Below are 18,632 nucleotides of genomic sequence, written 5' to 3'. Positions count from 1 at the left end.
ATGACCGCCTATTACCGGCCCCCGACCTATCCCGCCACCGACGTCGTCCCGACGGCCGAGGGCGTCGAGCCGCTGCCGGTCCTCGTCATCGGAGCCGGACCGGTCGGGCTCGGCGTCGCGCTCGGGCTGGTGCGTCGCGGCATTCCCGTCACGGCCGTCGAGGCGGGCGAGTCCGTGTCGTTCGGCAGCAGGGCGATCTGCTTGTCGCGGCACAGCCTCGAAGTCTCCGACCGGCTCGGTTTCGGCCCCGAGCTCGAGAAGATCGTGCTGCCGTGGACCGGCGGCCGCACGCACCACCGCGACCGCGAGGTGCTGCACTTCCAAATGCCGCACGGTGAGCACGCCGCGCGGCCGCCCATGGTCAACGTGTCCCAGTCGGAGATCGAACAGGTGATGGTCGATGCACTGCTCGAGCATCCGCTGGCCACACTCCACTGGTCCGCCGAGGTGACCGGCCTGGTTCAGGACGAGGAGGCCGCGCGGGTGACGCTGCAGACCCCGTTCGGCGAGCGGGACCTGCGGGCACGGTGGGTGGTCGCCGCGGACGGTGGGCGCAGCACCGTGCGCCGCCTCGCCGGGCTGCGGATGCAGGGCACGAGTTACGAAGGCAACTACGTGATCGCCGACATCCATTGGCCGTCCGAGCTGCCCGCGGAACGGCTGGTCTGGTTCGACGCGCCCAGCAACCCCGGGTCGACGATCATCATGCACCGGCAGCCGCGAGATATTTGGCGGATCGATTACCAGCTCGACGCCGCCGACGACCCCGCGGCCGAAACGGCCGAGGAGCGCATTCGTGACCGGATCACGCGACATCTGACGTGGCTCGGCAGCGATGTTCCGTGGACGCTCGAATGGCACGGCTACTACCAGGCCCGCGCGCTGGCGCTGCCCGACTTCGTCCACGGGCGCGTGGTGTTCGCGGGGGATGCGGCGCACCTGGTGCCGATCTTCGGCGTGCGCGGGCTGAACTCGGGTATGGAGGACGCGGAAACGTTGGTGTGGCAGCTCGCAGAGGTGGTGCGTGGCAGGGCCGACGCGTCGTTGCTCGCCGCGTACTCGGTCGAACGGCACGCGGCGTGGCGGCAGAACGTGGACAACGCGGGCAAGTCCACCTTGATCATGTCGCCCGGCACCCGCGGCCACCGCCTCACCCGCGATGCGGTGCTGGCGCTTTCGGCCGACCATCCGGAGTTCTCCCATCTGCTCAACCCGCGGCAGTCGTCGGCCACGCACACGCACGGCTCACCGTTGACCTGGCCCGCGGCGGCTGACGTGCCGGGCATGCGGCCGGGTGACCCGCTCGAAGACCGGCGGGTGCGGCGCCGCGTCCCAGGGGCGCCGGCGCAGGAGACGTCGTTGCACGCAGTGCGGGGCCACGGCTTCAGCGTGCTGGTGGCCGGTGCGAGTCCGGCGCGGGCGGCCGAGGTGGTCGCCGCGACCCGGCGGCTCGCCGACGAGCTCGCACCGGAACCGGTGTCTGCGGTCATCGTGCCGGCGGACACCGACGCCGATCACCCGGCCGGGGACATCGCCGGAGACGTGGCGGTGCTCGACGACCCGGCCGGCGAACTGGCTGCGGCATGGGGCGCCGAGCCGGGGGAGATGTTCGTCGTGCGGCCCGACGGGCAGGTGTTGGCGCGCACCCGCGAGCCCGCCATGCTCGATCGTGTGGCGCCGCAGCTACGCGCGGGCACGGCACCGGACCCGGCAGCCGGCCAGGCCACCGGCGACGCGTTGCAGCGTCCGGTCGCCGTGTCCGCCGACGAAGCGGCGCGAGAGCAGGTGTGGCTCGCCCTCTCCTCCGGCATCGACAGCGTGGCAGGGGAGGGCGAGTCCGGAGGGTCCGGCGTCGAGGCGTTCCTGACCCGGTTGGCGATGGTGCTCGGTGACCGAGTCGGCGCGGACGAGTTCGCGCGGTGTCTCGAGATGGCGGCGCGGGCACGCTGATCGACGTGCCCGCGCGGGGTGTTCGCCTCCCGGGGTGCGGTGGTGGCACGTGTCCGGTTGCGGGTGGGCACCGGCCGGCGCGATCATCGCGGACGAGGTGGGGCCATGACCGAACGCAAGCCACCCGGCGTCGACTTCGAATCGTGGGTGGAGAAGCAGATCCGCGAAGCCCAGGAACGCGGGGAGTTCGACGCGCTCCCCGGCGCGGGGAAGCCGCTGACCGGATTGGATCGTGACTGGCTGAGCACCTACCTCGAGCGCGAGGGGCTGTCGATCGACGCCGCGCTTCCGGAACCGCTACGGCTGCGCAAAGAGGTCGAGAACCTTCACGAGGCGGTTGCGTCGCTGCGGAGCGAGGACGAGGTTCGCGAGACCGTGCGGGAGCTGAATCTGCGCATCGCCGCGTGGATGCGCTCCGGGGAGGGCCCGCGCATCCGCCTGGCACCCGTCGACGTCGACGACGTCCTCGGTGGCTGGCGCCGAGCTCGTAGCCGTGTCCGCCCGGAACGGCCCACCGAACCGCCGGCCCCCGCGCGCGGGGAGCGGCCGGAATCGCCGCGCGCGGAGACGTCGTCGCGGAAGCGCCGCGCGTGGTGGCGCCGGCGCCGGGAGTGAGGGCGCGCCGAGCACGACGGCAGTGGCGGCACCACACCTGCCGCCAGGGCAGGGGAGTGCGAACCCGGCACGTGGTGGAGCAGGGCGAAGCTGATCAAGGTGCGTCGGCCACGGCGAGGAACAGCTCGGCGCAGTGGCCGACGATCTCGTCCTCGGTGGCCTCGAGGCTGCCGTCGAGCCACGACGTGAACGTCTGCGCCAGCCCACCCACGAGCATCTCGGCCAGGATGTCGAGCCGCGTGCTGCCGTCGACGCCGTAGAACTCGCGGGCCTGGAGTCCGAGCAGCCGGACGAACATGCGGGTGGAGGCGACCCGCCGCGCGGCGAGTGTGGAATCGGCCATCGACGGCGAGAACAGCAGCCTGCCGCGGCGCGGGTCCTCGGCGACGGCGCGCACGAGGCGCGCCAGTCCGGCACGGACCTTGGCGTCCGCGTCGGCGGGAGCCTGTTGCACGGCCTCGAGGGTGGTGGCGGCGATGCCCTCGACGACATGGTCGTAGACCGCGGCCGCGAGGGCGTCCCGGTCGGCGAAGTTCTCGTAGAAGTACCGCGCGGCCAGTCCGGCGTGGCGGCACACCCCGCGCACCGTGAGGGCGCGGACGCCGTCGTCCGACCCGAGCAGGTCGAGGCCCGCGGCGACGAGCTGGGCGCGGCGTTCGGCTTGCCGGTCGGTCCCGCTGACGCCGCCGTAGGTACGGAGCGGTGCGCTGCTCATGGGTCCTATCTTGACATCCCCGTCGCGATCGCGGTTCCATATCTGCGAACGGCCGTGTGCAGATAATTGCGGACGGTGACGGCCGGGACGAGCCGGTCGCGTGGAGCGCGTCGAGCGAGGAGGCCCGATGAGCACCGATCAGGCAGCGCAGTCCCCACGGCCGGCGGCAGGAGGCGGGGGCGGCGATCGGGAGGAACCCGCCGTGCGGGAGACGTCGCCGGTTCACGGGCGGGAGGACGAGGTGTCGAGCCCGACCATGCGCCGGGACGTCGTGGTTGGTGCCGGGCTGCTGGCCGCGGCGGCCAACATCATCATGCAGCTGGCGCGGCCCGGTGTCGGCTACGGCGTGGTGGAGAGCAAGGTGGACGACGGCAACGTCTACAAGCGACCGTTCAAGCGCGGTCGCACCACGTTGACGTACCTGGCGGTGGCGATGCTCGGCACCGACGAGGAGCGCAGCGCCTACCGCAGGGCCGTCAACAAGCAGCACGTGCAGGTGCGCTCGGACGAGTCGAGCCCGGTCGAGTACAACGCGATGGACCCGGAACTGCAGCTGTGGGTCGCGGCGTGCCTCTACAAGGGGTTCGAGGACGTCTACGTCGCCTACCTGGGTGAGCTACCCGCCGACGAGCTCGACGCGATCTACCGCTCGGCCGCCCCGCTGGGGACCACGCTGCAGGTGCGGGAGGATATGTGGCCGGCGAGTCGCGCGGCGTTCGAGGAGTACTGGCAGCGCAATCTGGCGAAGGTCGACATCGACGACACGGTTCGTGAGTACCTGTACGGCATCGCCACCGCGTCGTTCCTGCCGAAGCCGCTCCACCTGCTGCTGCGCCGGTTCAACCTGTTCGTCACCACCGGATTCCTGCCACAGGAGTTCCGGCAGCAGATGCGGCTGCGATGGACGCCGCGTCAGCAGCGGCGGTTCGACGCCATGAACCGTGTGCTCGGCCGGGTGATCCGCACGGCGCCGCTCTCGCTGCGCGCGTTTCCGTACAACGCCTACCTGTGGGACGTGCGGCGACGGCTCCGCGCCGGCAAACCCTTGGTGTGAGCCCGTGGCCCGCGTACCGAGACCCCGCAGGCCGAGGCCGGACACTATGGCCGGGTCTCGGCGGGTCTCGGCCCGTGAGTGCAGAACACGCGGTGCTGGGTGCAGAACACGCGGTGCTGGGTGCAGAACACGCGGGGTGGACGGGTGGCCGACGCGGTAGTAGTTTATGTATTTACTAGATTGATCGGACGGTAGGGTTGGCGACATGGCGGCGAGTGATCCCGGCGAGCTGGACTTCTGGTCGTTCGTCGAGCTCGCCAATCGCAGACTCGCCCGGGAGTACGGCTTCCGGCACCAGCTCGCGACCGAGCTGCTGCTGACCCTCAACCGCGCGTCCAACATCGTCACCTACGACCTCGAGGCGTCCGTGCACCGGCCACGGGGGCTGTCCTGGTCGGGGTTCCGGCTGTTGTTCGTCACGTGGCTGGCCGGTCCGCTCGAGGCGAAGAAGGCGGCCGAGCTGACGGGGATGAGCCGTGCGGCCGTATCCAATCTGGCCAAGACGCTGGTGTCGGACGGGCTGTTGAGCAGGGAACCCGGATCGCGTGACGGCCGGTCGGTCCTGTTGTCGCTGACCGACGAGGGTCACCGCGACATGGTCGAGGTCTTCCGCGTGCACAACGAGCGCGAGGACGAGTGGGCGGGCGTGCTGTCCCCGGAAGAACAGCGGATCCTGATCATGCTGCTGGACAAGCTCGTCACCAACCGCGATCAGTTCGACGTCCGCGGCCGGAACTGAGTCCTCGCCGGAACGTACGCGCGGGCGAGGACGGCCCCGGCGCTGATTCCATTCAGTCGCATCCCGGTACGCGCACGTCTTGAAACTAGTACATCTGTTAACTAATGTGAGGATCGCGTGCCCTCGTGGTACGCGGGCGAGGCGACAGCAAGGAGGCAGTCATGGCCTATTACCGCCAGGTCGGCAGCGTGCCACCGAAACGCCACACGCAGCACCGGCGTCCGGACGGCGGGCTGTACTACGAAGAGCTCATGGGCGAGGAGGGGTTCTCCTCGGACTCGTCGCTGCTGTACCACCGCGGCGTTCCGTCTGCGATCGTCGACGCGCGGGTCTGGGATCTGCCGGACCTGTCGACCACACCGAACCACCCACTCAAACCGCGGCATCTGAAGCTGCACGACCTGTTCCCGAAGGAGACCTGGGCCGAGACCGACGTGGTCACCGGGCGCAGGCTCGTGCTCGGCAACGGCGACGTGCGCCTGTCCTACGTCGTGTCCACGAAGGACTCGCCGCTGTACCGCAACGCGACCGGCGACGAGATCGTCTACGTCGAATCCGGGCAGGCGACGGTCGAGACGGTGTTCGGCAGCCTGGAGGCGACGGCGGGCGACTACGTGTTCCTGCCGATGTCCACCACCCACCGGTGGCTGCCCCACGGTGACGGGCCGCTGCGGGCGTATGCGATCGAGGCGGGCAGTCACATCGCCCCGCCGAAGCGGTACCTGTCGCGGTACGGCCAGTTCCTGGAACATGCGCCGTACTGCGAGCGCGACCTGCACGGACCCGCCGAGCCGCTGATGCGGGAGGGGACCGACGTGGCGGTGTACGTCAAACACCGCGCCGGCGGCGCGATCGGCGGCAGCGTCCTCGTCTACCCGGAGCACCCGTTCGACGTCGTCGGCTGGGACGGTTGCCTGTACCCGTTCACGTTCAGCGTGCACGACTTCGAACCCATCACCGGCCGCGTGCACCAGCCGCCGCCCGTGCACCAGGCCTTCGAGGGCAACAACTTCGTCATCTGCAACTTCGTCCCCCGCAAGGTGGACTATCACCCGCTGTCGGTGCCGGTGCCGTACTACCACTCCAATGTGGACTCCGACGAGATCATGTTCTACTGCGGCGGCGACTACGAGGCGAGGAAGGGGTCGGGCATCGGGCAGGGCTCGATCTCGTGGCACCCCGGTGGTCATTCGCACGGGCCGCAGCCCGGCGCGGTGGAGAAGAGCCTGGGCGCCGAGTTCTTCGACGAGCTGGCCGTCATGGTCGACACGTTCCGTCCGCTCGAACTCGGCGAGGGCGCCCTCGCGTGCGAGGACTCGAACTACGCCTGGACCTGGTCCGGGCGGGGGCCCGGCCGGTGAGCGCGGCGGCGACCGCGCTGCCGGTGTTCGCCCGCGGGCTTTGCGACGACGCTGCGGTCTTCCCGCCCGGCCGTGCGCCGCTGCCCGAGGCGGTGGACCGGCACCGCGGCCACTGCTCGGCCGCCTACCGGGACCTCGTCGGGCCGCTGGTTCTGGCCGCGCCCGCCCTCGACGAGCTGCGTCCGCTGGTGCGGCCCGACGACGACCTGGCGCTCGCCGTGACCGCACCCGCGGGCCCCGGCCAGCTCGCCGGCGCGGTCGAGGCTGCGGCGACACTGCCTGTGCGGATGGTCGCCGCGGAGGTCGCGGTGCCCGGCGACGTCACGGAGTTCTTCGCCGAACTGGACCGGCTCGAGGTGCCGGACGTGACCGTCCACGTCGAGGTGCCGCGCGACGAGCGCAGGCCCGCCGTCCTCGCCGGGCTCGCCGAACGCGGGTTGCGGGCCAAGTTCCGCACCGGCGGGGTCAGCGCCGAGTTGCACCCCGGGGAGGACGAGCTCGCGGCGGCCGTCGTCGCGGCGGTGCGCGCCGACCTCCCTTTCAAAGCGACGGCGGGGCTGCACCACGCGATCCGCAACACCGATCCGGAGACAGGCTTCCAGCAGCACGGATTCCTCAACCTGCTGCTCGCCACCGACGCGGCGCTGCAGGGCTCGGACGAGACCGCGGTCGCCGGGCTGCTGGCCCGGCGCGACGCTGCGGCGATCGCGGCGGCGGTGCGCGGGCTCGGCGCAGACAGGGCCGAGACCGTGCGGCGCTCGTTCGTGTCGTTCGGAACCTGCAGCATCACAGAGCCGCTCGCCGAGCTCGTGGACCTCGACCTGATTCCCGCCGCGCTGGCCGGTGGGCAAGGAGTGAACGCATGACCACCATCCCCATCCCCGCGGGCTCGCTGTTCGGGCTCGACAACCTGCCCTACGGGGTGTTCTCCACGCCGGGAACCGGCCCGCGGGTCGGCGTGCGCGTCGCCGACTCGGTCGTCGACCTGGCGGCCACATTGGGCGACGCGGAGTTCGCACGCCCGTCGCTCAACGACTTCATGGCGCAGGGGCGCGCCCGGTGGGACGAGGTGCGGCGGCGGGTCGCCGAACTCGCCGCAGGGGAGATTCCCGCCGAGGCGGTGCATCCCGCATCGTCGGTGACGATGCACCGGCCGTTCGACGTCGCCGACTACGTCGACTTCTACGCCTCGGAGAACCACGCCACGAACCTCGGCCGCATCCTGCGCCCGAACTCGGAGCCGCTCCTGCCGAACTGGAAGCACCTGCCGGTCGGCTATCACGGCCGGTCGAGCACGGTCGTGGTCACCGGCACCGACGTCGTCCGCCCCTGCGGACAGCGTAAGACCGACGACGGCCCGGTGTTCGGCCCGTCGCAGCGGCTCGACATCGAGGCGGAGCTCGGCTTCGTCGTCGGCACCGGATCGCCGCTCGGATCCCGCGTGACGACCGCGGAGTTCGCCGAGCACGTGTTCGGCGCGGTGCTGGTGAACGACTGGTCGGCACGCGACATCCAGGCGTGGGAGTACCAGCCGCTCGGCCCGAACCTCGGCAAGAGTTTCGCGACGTCGATCTCCGCGTGGGTGGTGCCGCTGCAGGCGCTGGAGGCCGCCCGTGTGCCGGGGCCGAAGCAGGAACCGGAAGTGCTGCCGTACCTGAAGGAGGACCAGGACTGGGGGCTGGACATCGACCTGGCCGTCAGCTGGAACGGCCAGGTCGTCTCCCGCCCGGTGTACCGGGAGATGTACTGGTCGCCCGCGCAGATGCTGGCGCACATGACCGTCAACGGCGCCGCGGCGAGCACGGGCGACCTGTACGCGTCCGGCACGATCTCCGGCGCGGGCACACACGAACGGGGAGCGTTCATCGAGGTCACCTGGGGCGGTCAGGAACCGGTCGACGTGGCGGGGAGGAAGAGCACGTTCCTCGAGGACGGCGACGAGGTGGCCATCAGCGCCTCGGCGCCCGGCGCCGGCGGCGGTCGCATCGGCTTCGGCGAGGTGACCGGCCGGATCCTGCCGGCCGCGGACGTGGCCGGATGAGCGGCGGCAAGGTGGTCGCCGGTGCGGCGGAGGCCGTGGCCGACATCGCCGACGGCGCGAGGCTGGCCGTCGGCGGGTTCGGGCTGTCCGGCATCCCCGACACCCTGATCACGGCGCTCGCCGAGGGCGACGCGACCGGGCTCGAGGTGTATTCCAACAACTGCGGCGTGGACGGTCACGGCCTGGGCGTGCTGCTGGCCGCGGGCAGGATCTCCCGGGTCACCGCCTCGTACGTGGGTGAGAACAAGGAGTTCGCCCGGCAGTACCTGGCCGGCGAACTGGAGGTGGAGCTGACGCCCCAGGGCACGCTGTCGGAGCGGCTGCGTGCCGGCGGGGTGGGAGTGCCCGCGTTCTACACCCCGGCCGGGGTCGGCACGCCGATCGCCGACGGCGGCCTGCCGTGGCGGTACGCCGTGGACGGTTCCGTCGCGGTGGCCTCCCCGCCGAAGGAGACCCGCGAGTTCGACGGCGTCGAGTACGTGCTGGAGAAGGCGATCAACGCCGACTTCGCACTCGTGCACGCAGCGCTGGGCGACACCGAGGGCAACCTCGTGTTCCACAAGACGGCGATGAACTTCAACCCGCTCGCCGCCATGGCGGGCAGGATCACGATCGCGGAGGTCGAACGGCTCGTCGAGCCCGGCCAGATCGATCCCGAGCAGGTCCACCTGCCCGGGGTGTTCGTCCAGCGGGTCGTCCACAGCGGAGCGCAGGACAAACGGATCGAGAAACGCACGGTCCGGGCGAGCGAGGAGGGCGGGCAGTGAGCGCGGCGACCGAGGCACCGGCCGGCTGGTCCCGGCAGGACATGGCGGCCAGGGCAGCCCGTGAACTACGGGCCGGGGAGTACGTCAACCTCGGCATCGGGCTGCCGACCCTCATCCCCGCCCACCTGCCCGAGGCCGTCGAGGTGATGCTGCACAGCGAGAACGGCATCCTCGGCACCGGGCCGTACCCGGCCGAGGACGAACTCGACCCGGACCTGATCAACGCGGGCAAGGAGACCGTCACGGTGACGCCAGGGGCGTCGTTCTTCGACTCCGCCCTGTCGTTCGGCATGATCCGCGGTGGGCACATCGACACCGCCGTCCTGGGCGGCATGCAGGTGTCGGCCACGGGCGACCTGGCCAACTGGATGGTGCCGGGTGCCATGGTCAAAGGCATGGGCGGCGCCATGGACCTCGTGCACGGCGCTCGGCGCGTCCTGGTGCTGATGGAACACACCACCAGGAAGGGGGAGCCGAAACTCCTTCCCGAGTGCACGTTGCCGCTCACGGGGCGAGGTGTGGTGCACCGGATCATCACCGACCTCGCTGTGATCGATGTCACTTCCCGTGGGTTCGTGTTACACGAGACGGCGCCGGGCGTCACCGCCGAGCAGGTGGCGGCGGTCACCGACGCGCCGCTCGCGGTGGGCTGAACCCGCACCGGCGGCCGTCGAGATCCAGCTGGACCTCGACGGCCGCCGCCCCGGTTCGCCCGCGCCGCGATGCCCGGCCGGCCGCGTGTCCGCGCCGCCGCAGCCCCTCCCGGCTGTGCGCCTTGACCAGGGGAAACGTCAATCTCGTCGGGTCGGCCGGCGGGTCGAGCCAACCTTTCAGGCGCATTCTGCGTCACAGTGCATGGAAGTGGTGGAAACCACCTGAATGGGGGTTGGCATCATGGAGCGCCGGTACGGACGAGAGTGAGGTATCCCGTGACGCAGTCGCCGCCAGCGCCGCCGGAGGTGTCGTCGCCGGTCGCCCCGGCCCCCGGCAAGACCCGGTACCGGCCCGAGTTGCAGGGTCTCCGGGCGCTTGCCTGTGCGCTGGTCGTCATCTACCACGTGTGGCTGGACCGGGTGTCCGGTGGCGTGGACGTGTTCTTCTTCGTCACCGGTTTCCTGATCACCGGCCAGCTCTTCCGGGCGAGCCTTCGCGACCGGGTCCGGTTCCGTGCCACGTGGGGCAGGTTCGTCAAACGGCTCTTCCCGGCGACGATGACCGTGCTCGTCGGCACCGTCGTCGCGGCCTATTTCCTGCTTCCGGAGACGCGCTGGGAGCAGACCGCGAGCGAGATCGTCGCTTCGGCGCTGTTCTTCGAGAACTGGCAGCTGGCAGCCCAGTCTGCCGACTATTTCGCTCAGCACGACCAGGCGAGCGTCGTGCAGCACTTCTGGTCGCTGTCCATCCAGGGCCAGTTCTACCTCGTGTGGCCGCTGCTGATCGCCGCGTTCGCGTTCGTCGTCAAGCGACTCGGCGGGAACCTGCACCGGTGGCTGATCGGCCTGCTGCTCGTGCTGACGGCCGGGTCGCTGGCCTACTCGGTGTACCTCACGGCCGCCGACCAGCAGTTCGCCTACTTCATGTCGGCGACCCGCGTGTGGGAGTTCGCCATCGGCGGGCTCGTGGCGCTGTCGATCGACAAGCTGTCCGTGCCGAGGGCGATCCGGGTGCTGCTCGGCTGGCTCGGCGTCGCGGGGCTAGTGCTGTGCGGTCTGGTGCTGCAGGTCGGCACCATGTTCCCCGGGTACGTGGCCCTGTGGCCGGTCGTGGCCGCCGCGCTGGTTCTGGTGGCAGGCCAGACGGGCACGGTGCTCGGCGCCGACCGCATCCTGTCGTCGCGGCCGCTGAACTACCTGGGCAACCTCAGCTTCTCGCTGTACCTGTGGCACTGGCCCGTGCTGCTGTTCTACGTACTGCTGCGGGACCGGCCCGAGGTCGGCCTGCGCGGTGGCGCGGTCATCATCGCCGCGTCACTGGCGCTGGCCATGCTGACCTACCACCTGGTGGAACAGCCGGTGTTGCGGGCGAAGCTGGACACCCGCACCGTGTGGGGTTCCTACCGCGTCGGCGCGGCGACGCTCGCGGTCGTGCTCGCCATGGCGGGTGCGTGGCAGCTGGCGGCCGTCGAACGGGCCACGTTCGTGCAGAAGGAGGACGACCCGGCACACCCCGGCGCTGAGGTCCTCTCGCCCGACGGGCCCAGCGCAGACGGTGGTGCCGAACCGATCCCGCCGTTCGCGGCACTGCCCAAGCAGTACGACAACTTCACCCAGGAGCAGTGCCGCCACTCGGGCAAGAACGAGATCGTCATCATCTGCAACGAAAGTCTCCACCCGAACCCGACACGGCGCATCGTCGTCGCGGGCGACTCGCATTCGCAGCAGTTCAACGCGGCGCTGCGGCCTGCGGCGGAGAAGGCGGGCTGGGAGATCATCTCCATGGGCCGCGGCGGCTGCCCGCTCACCACCGAGGCGCCCAACAACCCGGAGTGCACGGCCTGGAACGAGACGGTCATGCAGGAGATCCTCGAGATCAAGCCGGACGCCGTGTTCACCATGGCCAGCAGGGACGCGCACCCGATGCGGGACGAGATCACCCCGCCCGGGTACGTCGAGCAGTGGCGGACGCTCGAGGAGGCCGGTATTCCGGTGATCGCCGCGCGGGACAACCCGCGGTACAACCGGTCCCTGGCCGACTGTGCCGAGAAGCGCGGTGTCGACGATCCGTCGTGCTCGGTCTCGCGGGACGCGGTCTACGACCCTCAGCCGTCGTGGACGGCGGTGGAGAGCCTGCCGGAGAACGTGCACTTCGTCGACTTCAGCGACTACTTCTGCACGCCGACCGAATGCCCGCCGATGATCGGGAACGTGCTGGTCTACCTGGACAACAACCACATCACCAAGGCGTACATGAAGACGCTGTCGCCGATGGTGCAGGAGCGCGTGTCGGGGATCCTCGACCGCGTCGGCTGAGCACGACCCGGCCGGGGCGACGGGGTTCCCCGCCGCCCCGGCCGGTGCCGGATCATTCGCCGCGGCGGTTCTTCGCGCGCTGGTAGAAGTACGCGGCCCAGAAGCCGACGGCCGCCAGGACCATCACGACGGCGAACACCCACATGCCGAGGTTCGGTTCGGTCTCGGTCAGCATCAGCACGACCACCGCCACCGCCAGGACGGACAGCGCGACCATGCCGCGCACGACGCTCCGCGGGATCTCGATTTCGGCCATGCCGGCTATCCTGTCAAGGCTGCGGTCCTCATCGGCGACCGGTCCGGTGTCGCCGATGAGGGACCGCCGGGGTGCGTCGCCGACGGGCTGGGCCTGCTCAGAGTCCCCAGTCGGCGGCAACGGCGTCGTTGTCGGATCCCGGGCGGTGCGGCGCGGCCGGAACCGGCGGACTCGTGCGTGAGAAGCGGGGTGCGGGTGCGGGCTGGACGACGCCGTCGATCTCGAGGAACGTCTGCCGGGCGGCGATATGCGGATGGTCGGCGACCTCGCCCCAGGTCAACACCGGGGTGACACACGCGTCCGTGCCGTCGAACACGGCCGCCCACTCGTCGCGGGTGCGGCTCGCGAACACCTGCGTGAACCGTGCGCGCAGCGCGGGCCAGCCGGACCGGTCGTTCTGGTCGGGCAGCTGCTCACCCGCCAGTCCGAGTCCCTCCAGCAGCTGGGCGTAGAACTGCGATTCGAGCGCGCCGACCGCGACGTACCGGCCGTCCGAGCAGACGTAGGTGTCGTAGAACGGGGCACCCGAGTCGAGCAGGTTGCCTGCGCGCTCCGAGGACCAGGCGCCGGCACCGCGCAGTGCCCAGAGCAGCTGGGTGAGCATGCTGGCACCGTCGACCATCGCCGCGTCGATCACCTGGCCGTTGCCGGAACGCTCGCGCTCCCACAGTGCCGAGAGGACACCGGTGAGCAGGAACATCGACCCGCCGCCGTAGTCGCCGACGAGATTGAGCGGCGGCGGCGGTGGCTCCTCGGCCCTGCCGATCGCGTGCAGCGACCCGGTCAGGCTGATGTAGTTGATGTCGTGGCCCGCCTGCTTGGCCATCGGCCCGTCCTGTCCCCAGCCGGTCATCCGGCCGTAGACGAGCCGCGGGTTGGCTCCGGTGCACTCGTCGGGCCCGAGGCCGAGGCGCTCGGCCACGCCCGGTCGGAACCCTTCGAGCAGCACGTCGGCCCGCGCGACGAGGTCGTGCACGAAACGCAGCCCGTCGGCGTCCTTGACGTCGGCCGCCACCGAGCGTTTGCCGCGCATCAGATGGTCGGGCTTGCCGCCGTGGAGGTCGAGCGCGCCGGACGGGCGTTCCACCCGGACGACGTCCGCGCCGAGATCGGCCAGGATCATGCCGGCGTGCGGAACCGGGCCGATGGCGGGCAGTTCGACGACTTTCAGACCGCTGAGAGGGCCAGGCACGTTGGGGTTCACCTCGTTGCTCGGTGGTTGTTCGGACAGTCGTTGCTCGAACGCTGACGGGGCGTCGCAGCGGTGGGCGTTGGAGCGGTGGGATCTTGGGTGGTGGGATCTGGGTTGGTGGCCGGCGGAACGTGGGTCGCGAGCGCGGGACGGTCCGCCCCGCCGGCACGGGCCGACTCCGCCACGGTAGCGGGCGAGTACGTCGGCGGCTCGGAATCATCATGCTGCGTCCCGCACTCCGAGCGGGGGAGACGTACGTCACGAGTGATGTAGCGCCCCCATGGTTACGCTGCGCGGTAAGCGCACGCTTTCCTAGTCGGCGTGGGTGGCACTCGTATGCCGCCGACGTTGTTCGGCGGAGCCGGCGGCTCCAGACGTCCTGCGAAAGGAAACCCAATGGTTCGCACCCGATTCTGCGATGTGTTCGGCGTCGAGCATCCGATCGTGCAGGGCGGGATGCAGTGGGTCGGTAAAGCCGAACTGGTCTCGGCCGTGGCCAACGCCGGGGCGCTCGGCTTCCTCACGGCGCTCACGCAGCCCACCCCCGAGGACCTGGCCAAGGAGATCGCGCGCTGCCGCGAGATGACCGACCGGCCGTTCGGTGTGAACCTCACGATCCTGCCGTCGATCAATCCGCCGCCGTACGCCGAGTACCGCGACGTGATCGTCGAATCCGGCATCCCCGTGGTCGAGACCGCCGGGTTCAACCCCGCCGAGCACCTGCCGACGTTCCAGGGTGGCGGGGTGAAGGTGCTGCACAAGTGCACCAGCGTGCGCCACGCCGTGAAGGCTCAGGAACTGGGCGTCGACGGCATTTCCATCGACGGGTTCGAATGCGCGGGCCACCCCGGTGAGGACGACATCCCGGGCCTGGTGCTGATCCCCGCGGCCGCCGACAAGATCACCATCCCGATGGTCGCCTCCGGCGGGTTCGGCGACGCTCGCGGGCTGGTCGCGGCCCTCGCGCTCGGTGCGGACGGCATCAACATGGGCACGCGTTTCGTCGCCACCCGGGAGGCGCCGGTGCACGAGAACGTCAAGCAGGCCATGGTCGCCAACAGCGAACGCGACACCGAGCTGATCTTCCGCCCGCTGCGCAACACCGCGCGGGTCGCGAGTAACAGCGTGAGCCGCGAAGTCGTGTCCGTGCTGGACGACGGCGGTCAGTTCGAGGACGTGCAGGAGCTCGTGGCCGGTAGCCGCGGCCGCACCCGCGTGCTCGAGGAGGGCGACACCGACGGCGGTATCTGGTCCGCCGGCCTGGTGCAGGGCCTCATCGAGGACGTCCCCACGGTCGCCGAGCTCGTCTCGCGCATCGCGGGCGGCGCCGACGAGCTGATCAACGACCGCCTCGCCGGGCTGGTGCGCTGAGGCACCGAGTCCCGGCCCGGCGTCTCGGCCGGCCGCCGATGAGCCCACCGCCCGGGCACAGGTCTGTACATCGTCGTACATCGGAAGAGAGGAACGTATGGACATCGCAGGTTCGGTCGCGCTGGTCACCGGCGGAGCGTCCGGTCTCGGGCTCGCCACGGTGCGGGAACTGCACGGGCAGGGCGCGAAGATCGTGATCCTCGACCTGCCGTCGTCGGACGGCGAGGCGGTCGCCGAGCAGCTGGGCGAGAACGTCGTGTTCGCGCCGGGGGACGTCACGAAGGAGGACGACGTCGCGGCCGCCGTCGACGCCGCAGCGAAGCTCGGCCCGCTGCGGATCACGGTCAACTGCGCGGGGATCGGCAACGCGGTCAAGACCGTGTCGAAGAAGGGCGCGTTCCCGCTCGCCGACTTCACCAAGGTCGTGAACATCAACCTCATCGGCACGTTCAACGTCATCCGGCTCGCCGCCGAGCGCATGTCGCAGACCGAGGAGTCCGGTGAGGAACGCGGAGTCATCATCAACACCGCGTCGGTCGCGGCCTACGACGGCCAGATCGGGCAGGCCGCGTACTCGGCGTCGAAGGGCGGCATCGTCGGCATGACCCTGCCGATCGCCCGCGACCTGGCGAACCTGAAGATCCGCGTGGTGACGATCGCGCCGGGCCTGTTCGAGACCCCGCTTTTCGCGGGCCTGCCCGAGGACGCCGTCAAGTCGCTCGGGGAGCAGGTGCCGCACCCGTCGCGGCTGGGTGCCCCGGCCGAGTACGGCTCGCTGGCGCGGCACATCGTGGAGAACCCGATGCTCAACGGGGAGACGATCCGGCTCGACGGCGCCATCCGCATGGCGCCGCGCTGACGGCGCCGACCGCGCGATCCGTGCCGGCGCCGGGACGCACCGGGCGCCGGCACGGATGCGGGCCTGCGGGCGGTCAGAGCCCGTCGCGGGCCACCAGCTGGGAGACGATCACGTTCCGCTGGATCTCGTTCGTGCCCTCACCGACGATCATCAGCGGTGCGTCCCGGAAATAGCGTTCGACGTCGAACTCGGTCGAATAGCCGTATCCGCCGTGCACCCGCACCGCGTTCAGGGCGATCTCCATCGCCGTCTCGGAGCAGAACAGTTTCGCCATGCCGGCTTCCATGTCGGCACGCTGCCCCGAGTCGTAGCGCCGCGCCGCGTGCAGCAGCAGCTGCCGGGCCGCGGTGAGCTTGGTGCCCATCTCCGCCAGGTGGTTGCCGACCGACTGGTGCTGCCAGATGGGAACGCCGAACGACTCACGTTCCTGGGCATAGCGGAGCGCGTCGTCGAACGCCGCGCGCGCGACCCCGGTGGCCCTGGCGGCGACCTGGATGCGGCCGATCTCGAGCCCGCGCATCATCTGTCCGAAGCCCTTGCCTTCGACACCGCCGAGCAGGGCGTCGCCGGGTACGCGGCAGTCGTCGAACGACAGCTCACAACTCTCGACGCCCTTGTATCCGAGTTTGGGCAGATCACGGGACACCGAGAAGCCCGGTACCTCCTTCTCCACCAGCAGCACGCTGATGCCGCGGTGCGCCGGCTCGGCCGCAGGGTCGGTCTTGCACAGCACGGCCACCAGCCCGGCGCGGCGGGCGTTGCTGATCCAGGTCTTCGCACCGTTGAGTACGTAGCCTCCCTCGCCGGCTACGCCCCCACTGGCGGGGGTGTCCCCGCTGCCGTCGGTGCGCGTGGCGACGGTGCGCATCGCCTGCAGGTCCGAACCACCGCCGGGCTCGGTGAGTGCCATGGTGGCGCGCAGCTCGCCGGTCGCCATCCGCGGCAGATACCGTCGCTTCTGTTCCTCGGTGCCGTAGTCCGACAGCAGCTTGGCGACGACGGTGTGCCCGCCCATCGCGCCGGCGAGGCTCATCCACCCACGGGCGAGTTCCTCGGTCACGAGCGCATAGCACGATGCCGAGACCCGCACCTCGCCGTAGGGCTCCGGTACGGCCAGCCCGAAGATCCCGAGTCGTTTCATCTGCTCGATGAGTTTCTCGGGATAGGTGTTGTCGTGTTCCAGTTGCCGCACCACCGGGCGTACGTCTCGGTCGACGAAATCACGCACGGTGTCCACGATGGCCTGTTCGGCCTCGTCCAGATCCGTTTCGGTCGTCACTGCTGGCTCCCTGTCCGAAGAGTCGTTCGTTGTCGTATCCGGCGGGTGCCGGTCAGCTGCGGAACCGCACGTCCGCGGTCGCGTGGCGGTCGTCGGCGGCGCTCGCGACCGCCATGGCCGCCCCTCCCGCCTCGTCCGGGCCACCGCGGACGAGGACCGGCATGCCGCTGAACACCGGGCGCCGCAGCCGGAACCGCACCTCGGCCACCGGCCGGGAGTCGGCACGGCCCACGGCCTCCAACATCAGCAGCACGAGGAGCGGGCCGTGGACGACCAGCCCCGGATACCCTTCGACGTCCCGGGCGTAGGGCGCGTCGTAGTGGATGCGGTGCGCGTTGGCCGTCAACGCGCTGAACCGGAACAGCGCCACCGGAGAGGTGTCCGGGGTGAGGCGCCACGGCACGCGGGTATCGGTATCGGCGTCCGGTGGGGGATCGGTCGGGACGTCGAAGACGCGTGGGCCCTCGTCACCGGAGCGGTAGACATAGTCCAGTTCGTCCGTGACGCGCAGTTCGCCGTCCTGGTACCAGTCGCTCCGGACGGTCACGAACGCGAGCTGGCCGTTGCGGCCGTCCTTGACGGTGCATGCGGTCATCGAGGACGTCCGTTCGACTGTCGTGCCGACGACGAGTGGAGCCGGACAGTGCACCCGCCCGCCCGCGAACATGCGCCTGCGGTCCGGGATCGGCGGCAGGAACGGCCCGGTGAGCGGATGCCCGTCGGGTCCGAGGCGGTGTTGTTCGGGCCAGTCGAGGAGATGGAGCCAGTGCCACAGCGGTGGGAGAGGGTCGCCGGGTGTCGCGGCCGGTGGGCGGTCGAACAACGCCGACAGTGCTGCCACCGGTTCCGGCGCGACGACGCCGGAGTCCCGGACCGGCGGCGGGTTCCAGCCGTCGAGGTGCTCTCGCAGGCCCGGAACGCCGCTCAACGCCGCCGTGTCCGTGGCGCCGTCCGGTGCGGTGGCACGGTGCGGCTTCCCGGTGCCGTTCGGATCCATGTCGCTCCTGATGGTCGTGCCGACGCTCGTGGAGGTCGGATGCCGGCGGGTGCCGGTGGGCGGGGCGGACCTGTCGCCGCGGTGCAAGCCGGATGCGTTCTCGGCGAGCAGGGTGGCGGGGCAGGCGTGCGGCCGTGCGTGCCGTGGTCGCACGGTGCTCTCATGATGACTGGATTCTATAGAATCCGGCAACAGGATCCATAGTTGTGGTTCACATCACTCCCATCTCAGGGTTGTTGCCGACGGACTGCTCCGGTCGGGGCGGTGACGGGTGCACGGCGCAGCTCCACCTCGGCACGTGGGCCGTCACCGGGTTCGCGTGTGCCGGCCCGCGTGCGGCGCGCGCAGCGGCTCGACGATTCGTCGGATGGTGGGTCACCGATTCCCTTCCGGCCGCGTCCGGCGTACCGAGGAAAGAGCGCTGACACGAGCGGCGGCATCCCGGCGGTGTCGCCCGGTGACGGCGG

Annotated in this window: 17 protein-coding genes; 12 read left to right on the top strand and 5 right to left on the bottom strand. The window is 70.6% G+C overall.

What is annotated here, in order from left to right; all coding sequences use genetic code 11:
* Positions 1-1,950 carry an FAD-dependent monooxygenase gene (locus tag LY40_RS02900; protein ID WP_258935855.1) on the top strand — a complete coding sequence of 650 codons (1,950 nt, stop codon included), beginning with the start codon at positions 1-3 and terminating at the stop codon, positions 1,948-1,950.
* A 105-nt stretch (positions 1,951-2,055) separates the two neighbouring features.
* Entirely contained in the window at positions 2,056-2,565 is a 510-nt protein-coding gene (locus tag LY40_RS02895; RefSeq protein ID WP_258935854.1) for a DnaJ family domain-containing protein, read from the top strand.
* A 94-nt stretch (positions 2,566-2,659) separates the two neighbouring features.
* On the opposite strand, the gene LY40_RS02890 is transcribed toward LY40_RS02895, so the two are convergent.
* Positions 2,660-3,280 carry a TetR/AcrR family transcriptional regulator gene (locus tag LY40_RS02890; protein ID WP_183785927.1) on the bottom strand — a complete coding sequence of 207 codons (621 nt, stop codon included), beginning with the start codon at positions 3,278-3,280 and terminating at the stop codon, positions 2,660-2,662.
* 256 nt (positions 3,281-3,536) lie between these two features.
* On the opposite strand from LY40_RS02890, the gene LY40_RS02885 reads away from it, so the two are divergent.
* From LY40_RS02885 to LY40_RS02850, 8 genes are all read left to right on the top strand, one after another.
* On the top strand, positions 3,537-4,334 hold the full coding sequence (locus LY40_RS02885; RefSeq protein WP_258936257.1) for an oxygenase MpaB family protein: 798 nt from the start codon (positions 3,537-3,539) through the stop codon (positions 4,332-4,334).
* 205 nt (positions 4,335-4,539) lie between these two features.
* A complete protein-coding gene (locus LY40_RS02880) occupies positions 4,540-5,073 on the top strand; it encodes a MarR family winged helix-turn-helix transcriptional regulator (protein WP_258935853.1) in 534 nt (177 codons plus the stop codon).
* 161 nt (positions 5,074-5,234) lie between these two features.
* Complete coding sequence (locus LY40_RS02875) at positions 5,235-6,434, top strand: homogentisate 1,2-dioxygenase (protein ID WP_258935852.1); 1,200 nt, start codon at positions 5,235-5,237, stop codon at positions 6,432-6,434.
* Positions 6,431-7,300: a hypothetical protein gene (locus tag LY40_RS02870; RefSeq protein WP_258935851.1), complete on the top strand. Its 870-nt coding sequence runs from the start codon at positions 6,431-6,433 to the stop codon at positions 7,298-7,300. Before LY40_RS02875 ends, LY40_RS02870 begins: the two co-directional genes overlap by 4 nt.
* Complete coding sequence (gene fahA / locus LY40_RS02865; RefSeq protein WP_183785917.1) at positions 7,297-8,475, top strand: fumarylacetoacetase; 1,179 nt, start codon at positions 7,297-7,299, stop codon at positions 8,473-8,475. Before LY40_RS02870 ends, fahA begins: the two co-directional genes overlap by 4 nt.
* Positions 8,472-9,242 (top strand): CoA transferase subunit A, encoded by a 771-nt coding sequence (locus tag LY40_RS02860; protein WP_258935850.1) that lies wholly within the window; start codon positions 8,472-8,474, stop codon positions 9,240-9,242. Before fahA ends, LY40_RS02860 begins: the two co-directional genes overlap by 4 nt.
* Positions 9,239-9,895 carry a 3-oxoacid CoA-transferase subunit B gene (locus tag LY40_RS02855; protein WP_258935849.1) on the top strand — a complete coding sequence of 219 codons (657 nt, stop codon included), beginning with the start codon at positions 9,239-9,241 and terminating at the stop codon, positions 9,893-9,895. Before LY40_RS02860 ends, LY40_RS02855 begins: the two co-directional genes overlap by 4 nt.
* 276 nt (positions 9,896-10,171) lie before the next feature.
* Positions 10,172-12,211 carry an acyltransferase family protein gene (locus tag LY40_RS02850; RefSeq protein WP_258935848.1) on the top strand — a complete coding sequence of 680 codons (2,040 nt, stop codon included), beginning with the start codon at positions 10,172-10,174 and terminating at the stop codon, positions 12,209-12,211.
* Between the two features lie 52 nt (positions 12,212-12,263).
* On the opposite strand, the gene LY40_RS02845 is transcribed toward LY40_RS02850, so the two are convergent.
* Both LY40_RS02845 and LY40_RS02840 read right to left on the bottom strand, forming a co-directional pair.
* Positions 12,264-12,467, bottom strand: coding sequence for a hypothetical protein (locus LY40_RS02845; RefSeq protein ID WP_183785913.1), 204 nt, complete (start codon positions 12,465-12,467; stop codon positions 12,264-12,266).
* A 97-nt stretch (positions 12,468-12,564) separates the two neighbouring features.
* Entirely contained in the window at positions 12,565-13,659 is a 1,095-nt protein-coding gene (locus tag LY40_RS02840) for a CaiB/BaiF CoA transferase family protein (RefSeq protein ID WP_258935847.1), read from the bottom strand.
* A gap of 396 nt (positions 13,660-14,055) precedes the next feature.
* Here LY40_RS02840 and LY40_RS02835 point away from each other — a divergent pair, with 396 nt between their 5' ends.
* On the top strand, positions 14,056-15,030 hold the full coding sequence (locus tag LY40_RS02835; RefSeq protein WP_183785909.1) for an NAD(P)H-dependent flavin oxidoreductase: 975 nt from the start codon (positions 14,056-14,058) through the stop codon (positions 15,028-15,030).
* A 97-nt stretch (positions 15,031-15,127) separates the two neighbouring features.
* Positions 15,128-15,889 (top strand): 3-hydroxyacyl-CoA dehydrogenase, encoded by a 762-nt coding sequence (locus LY40_RS02830; protein WP_183785907.1) that lies wholly within the window; start codon positions 15,128-15,130, stop codon positions 15,887-15,889.
* A 73-nt stretch (positions 15,890-15,962) separates the two neighbouring features.
* Here LY40_RS02830 and LY40_RS02825 read toward each other — a convergent pair whose 3' ends face one another.
* Together LY40_RS02825 and LY40_RS02820 are read right to left on the bottom strand one after the other, a co-directional pair.
* Positions 15,963-17,168, bottom strand: coding sequence for an acyl-CoA dehydrogenase family protein (locus tag LY40_RS02825; protein ID WP_258935846.1), 1,206 nt, complete (start codon positions 17,166-17,168; stop codon positions 15,963-15,965).
* A gap of 52 nt (positions 17,169-17,220) precedes the next feature.
* The gene (locus tag LY40_RS02820; RefSeq protein ID WP_258935845.1) at positions 17,221-18,165 is read right to left on the bottom strand and encodes an HTD2 family dehydratase; all 945 of its coding nucleotides are present in this window, start codon (positions 18,163-18,165) and stop codon (positions 17,221-17,223) included.
* Between the last annotated feature and the right edge of the window lie 467 nt (positions 18,166-18,632).

It is taken from the genome of Prauserella salsuginis, assembly GCF_024648885.1.
GTDB lineage: Bacteria > Actinomycetota > Actinomycetes > Mycobacteriales > Pseudonocardiaceae > Prauserella > Prauserella salsuginis.
The sequence above is the reverse complement of the archived record's forward strand: the minus strand, read 5'-3'. Positions and strand labels throughout refer to the sequence as shown.

Coding starts and splice junctions, on each gene's coding strand:
- LY40_RS02900 (WP_258935855.1), top strand. CDS start 1: ATGACCGCCTATTACCGGCCCCCGACCTATCCCGCCACCGACGTCGTC.
- LY40_RS02895 (WP_258935854.1), top strand. CDS start 2,056: ATGACCGAACGCAAGCCACCCGGCGTCGACTTCGAATCGTGGGTGGAG.
- LY40_RS02890 (WP_183785927.1), bottom strand. CDS start 3,280: ATGAGCAGCGCACCGCTCCGTACCTACGGCGGCGTCAGCGGGACCGAC.
- LY40_RS02885 (WP_258936257.1), top strand. CDS start 3,537: ATGCGCCGGGACGTCGTGGTTGGTGCCGGGCTGCTGGCCGCGGCGGCC.
- LY40_RS02880 (WP_258935853.1), top strand. CDS start 4,540: ATGGCGGCGAGTGATCCCGGCGAGCTGGACTTCTGGTCGTTCGTCGAG.
- LY40_RS02875 (WP_258935852.1), top strand. CDS start 5,235: ATGGCCTATTACCGCCAGGTCGGCAGCGTGCCACCGAAACGCCACACG.
- fahA (WP_183785917.1), top strand. CDS start 7,297: ATGACCACCATCCCCATCCCCGCGGGCTCGCTGTTCGGGCTCGACAAC.
- LY40_RS02860 (WP_258935850.1), top strand. CDS start 8,472: ATGAGCGGCGGCAAGGTGGTCGCCGGTGCGGCGGAGGCCGTGGCCGAC.
- LY40_RS02845 (WP_183785913.1), bottom strand. CDS start 12,467: ATGGCCGAAATCGAGATCCCGCGGAGCGTCGTGCGCGGCATGGTCGCG.
- LY40_RS02835 (WP_183785909.1), top strand. CDS start 14,056: ATGGTTCGCACCCGATTCTGCGATGTGTTCGGCGTCGAGCATCCGATC.
- LY40_RS02830 (WP_183785907.1), top strand. CDS start 15,128: ATGGACATCGCAGGTTCGGTCGCGCTGGTCACCGGCGGAGCGTCCGGT.
- LY40_RS02820 (WP_258935845.1), bottom strand. CDS start 18,165: ATGGATCCGAACGGCACCGGGAAGCCGCACCGTGCCACCGCACCGGAC.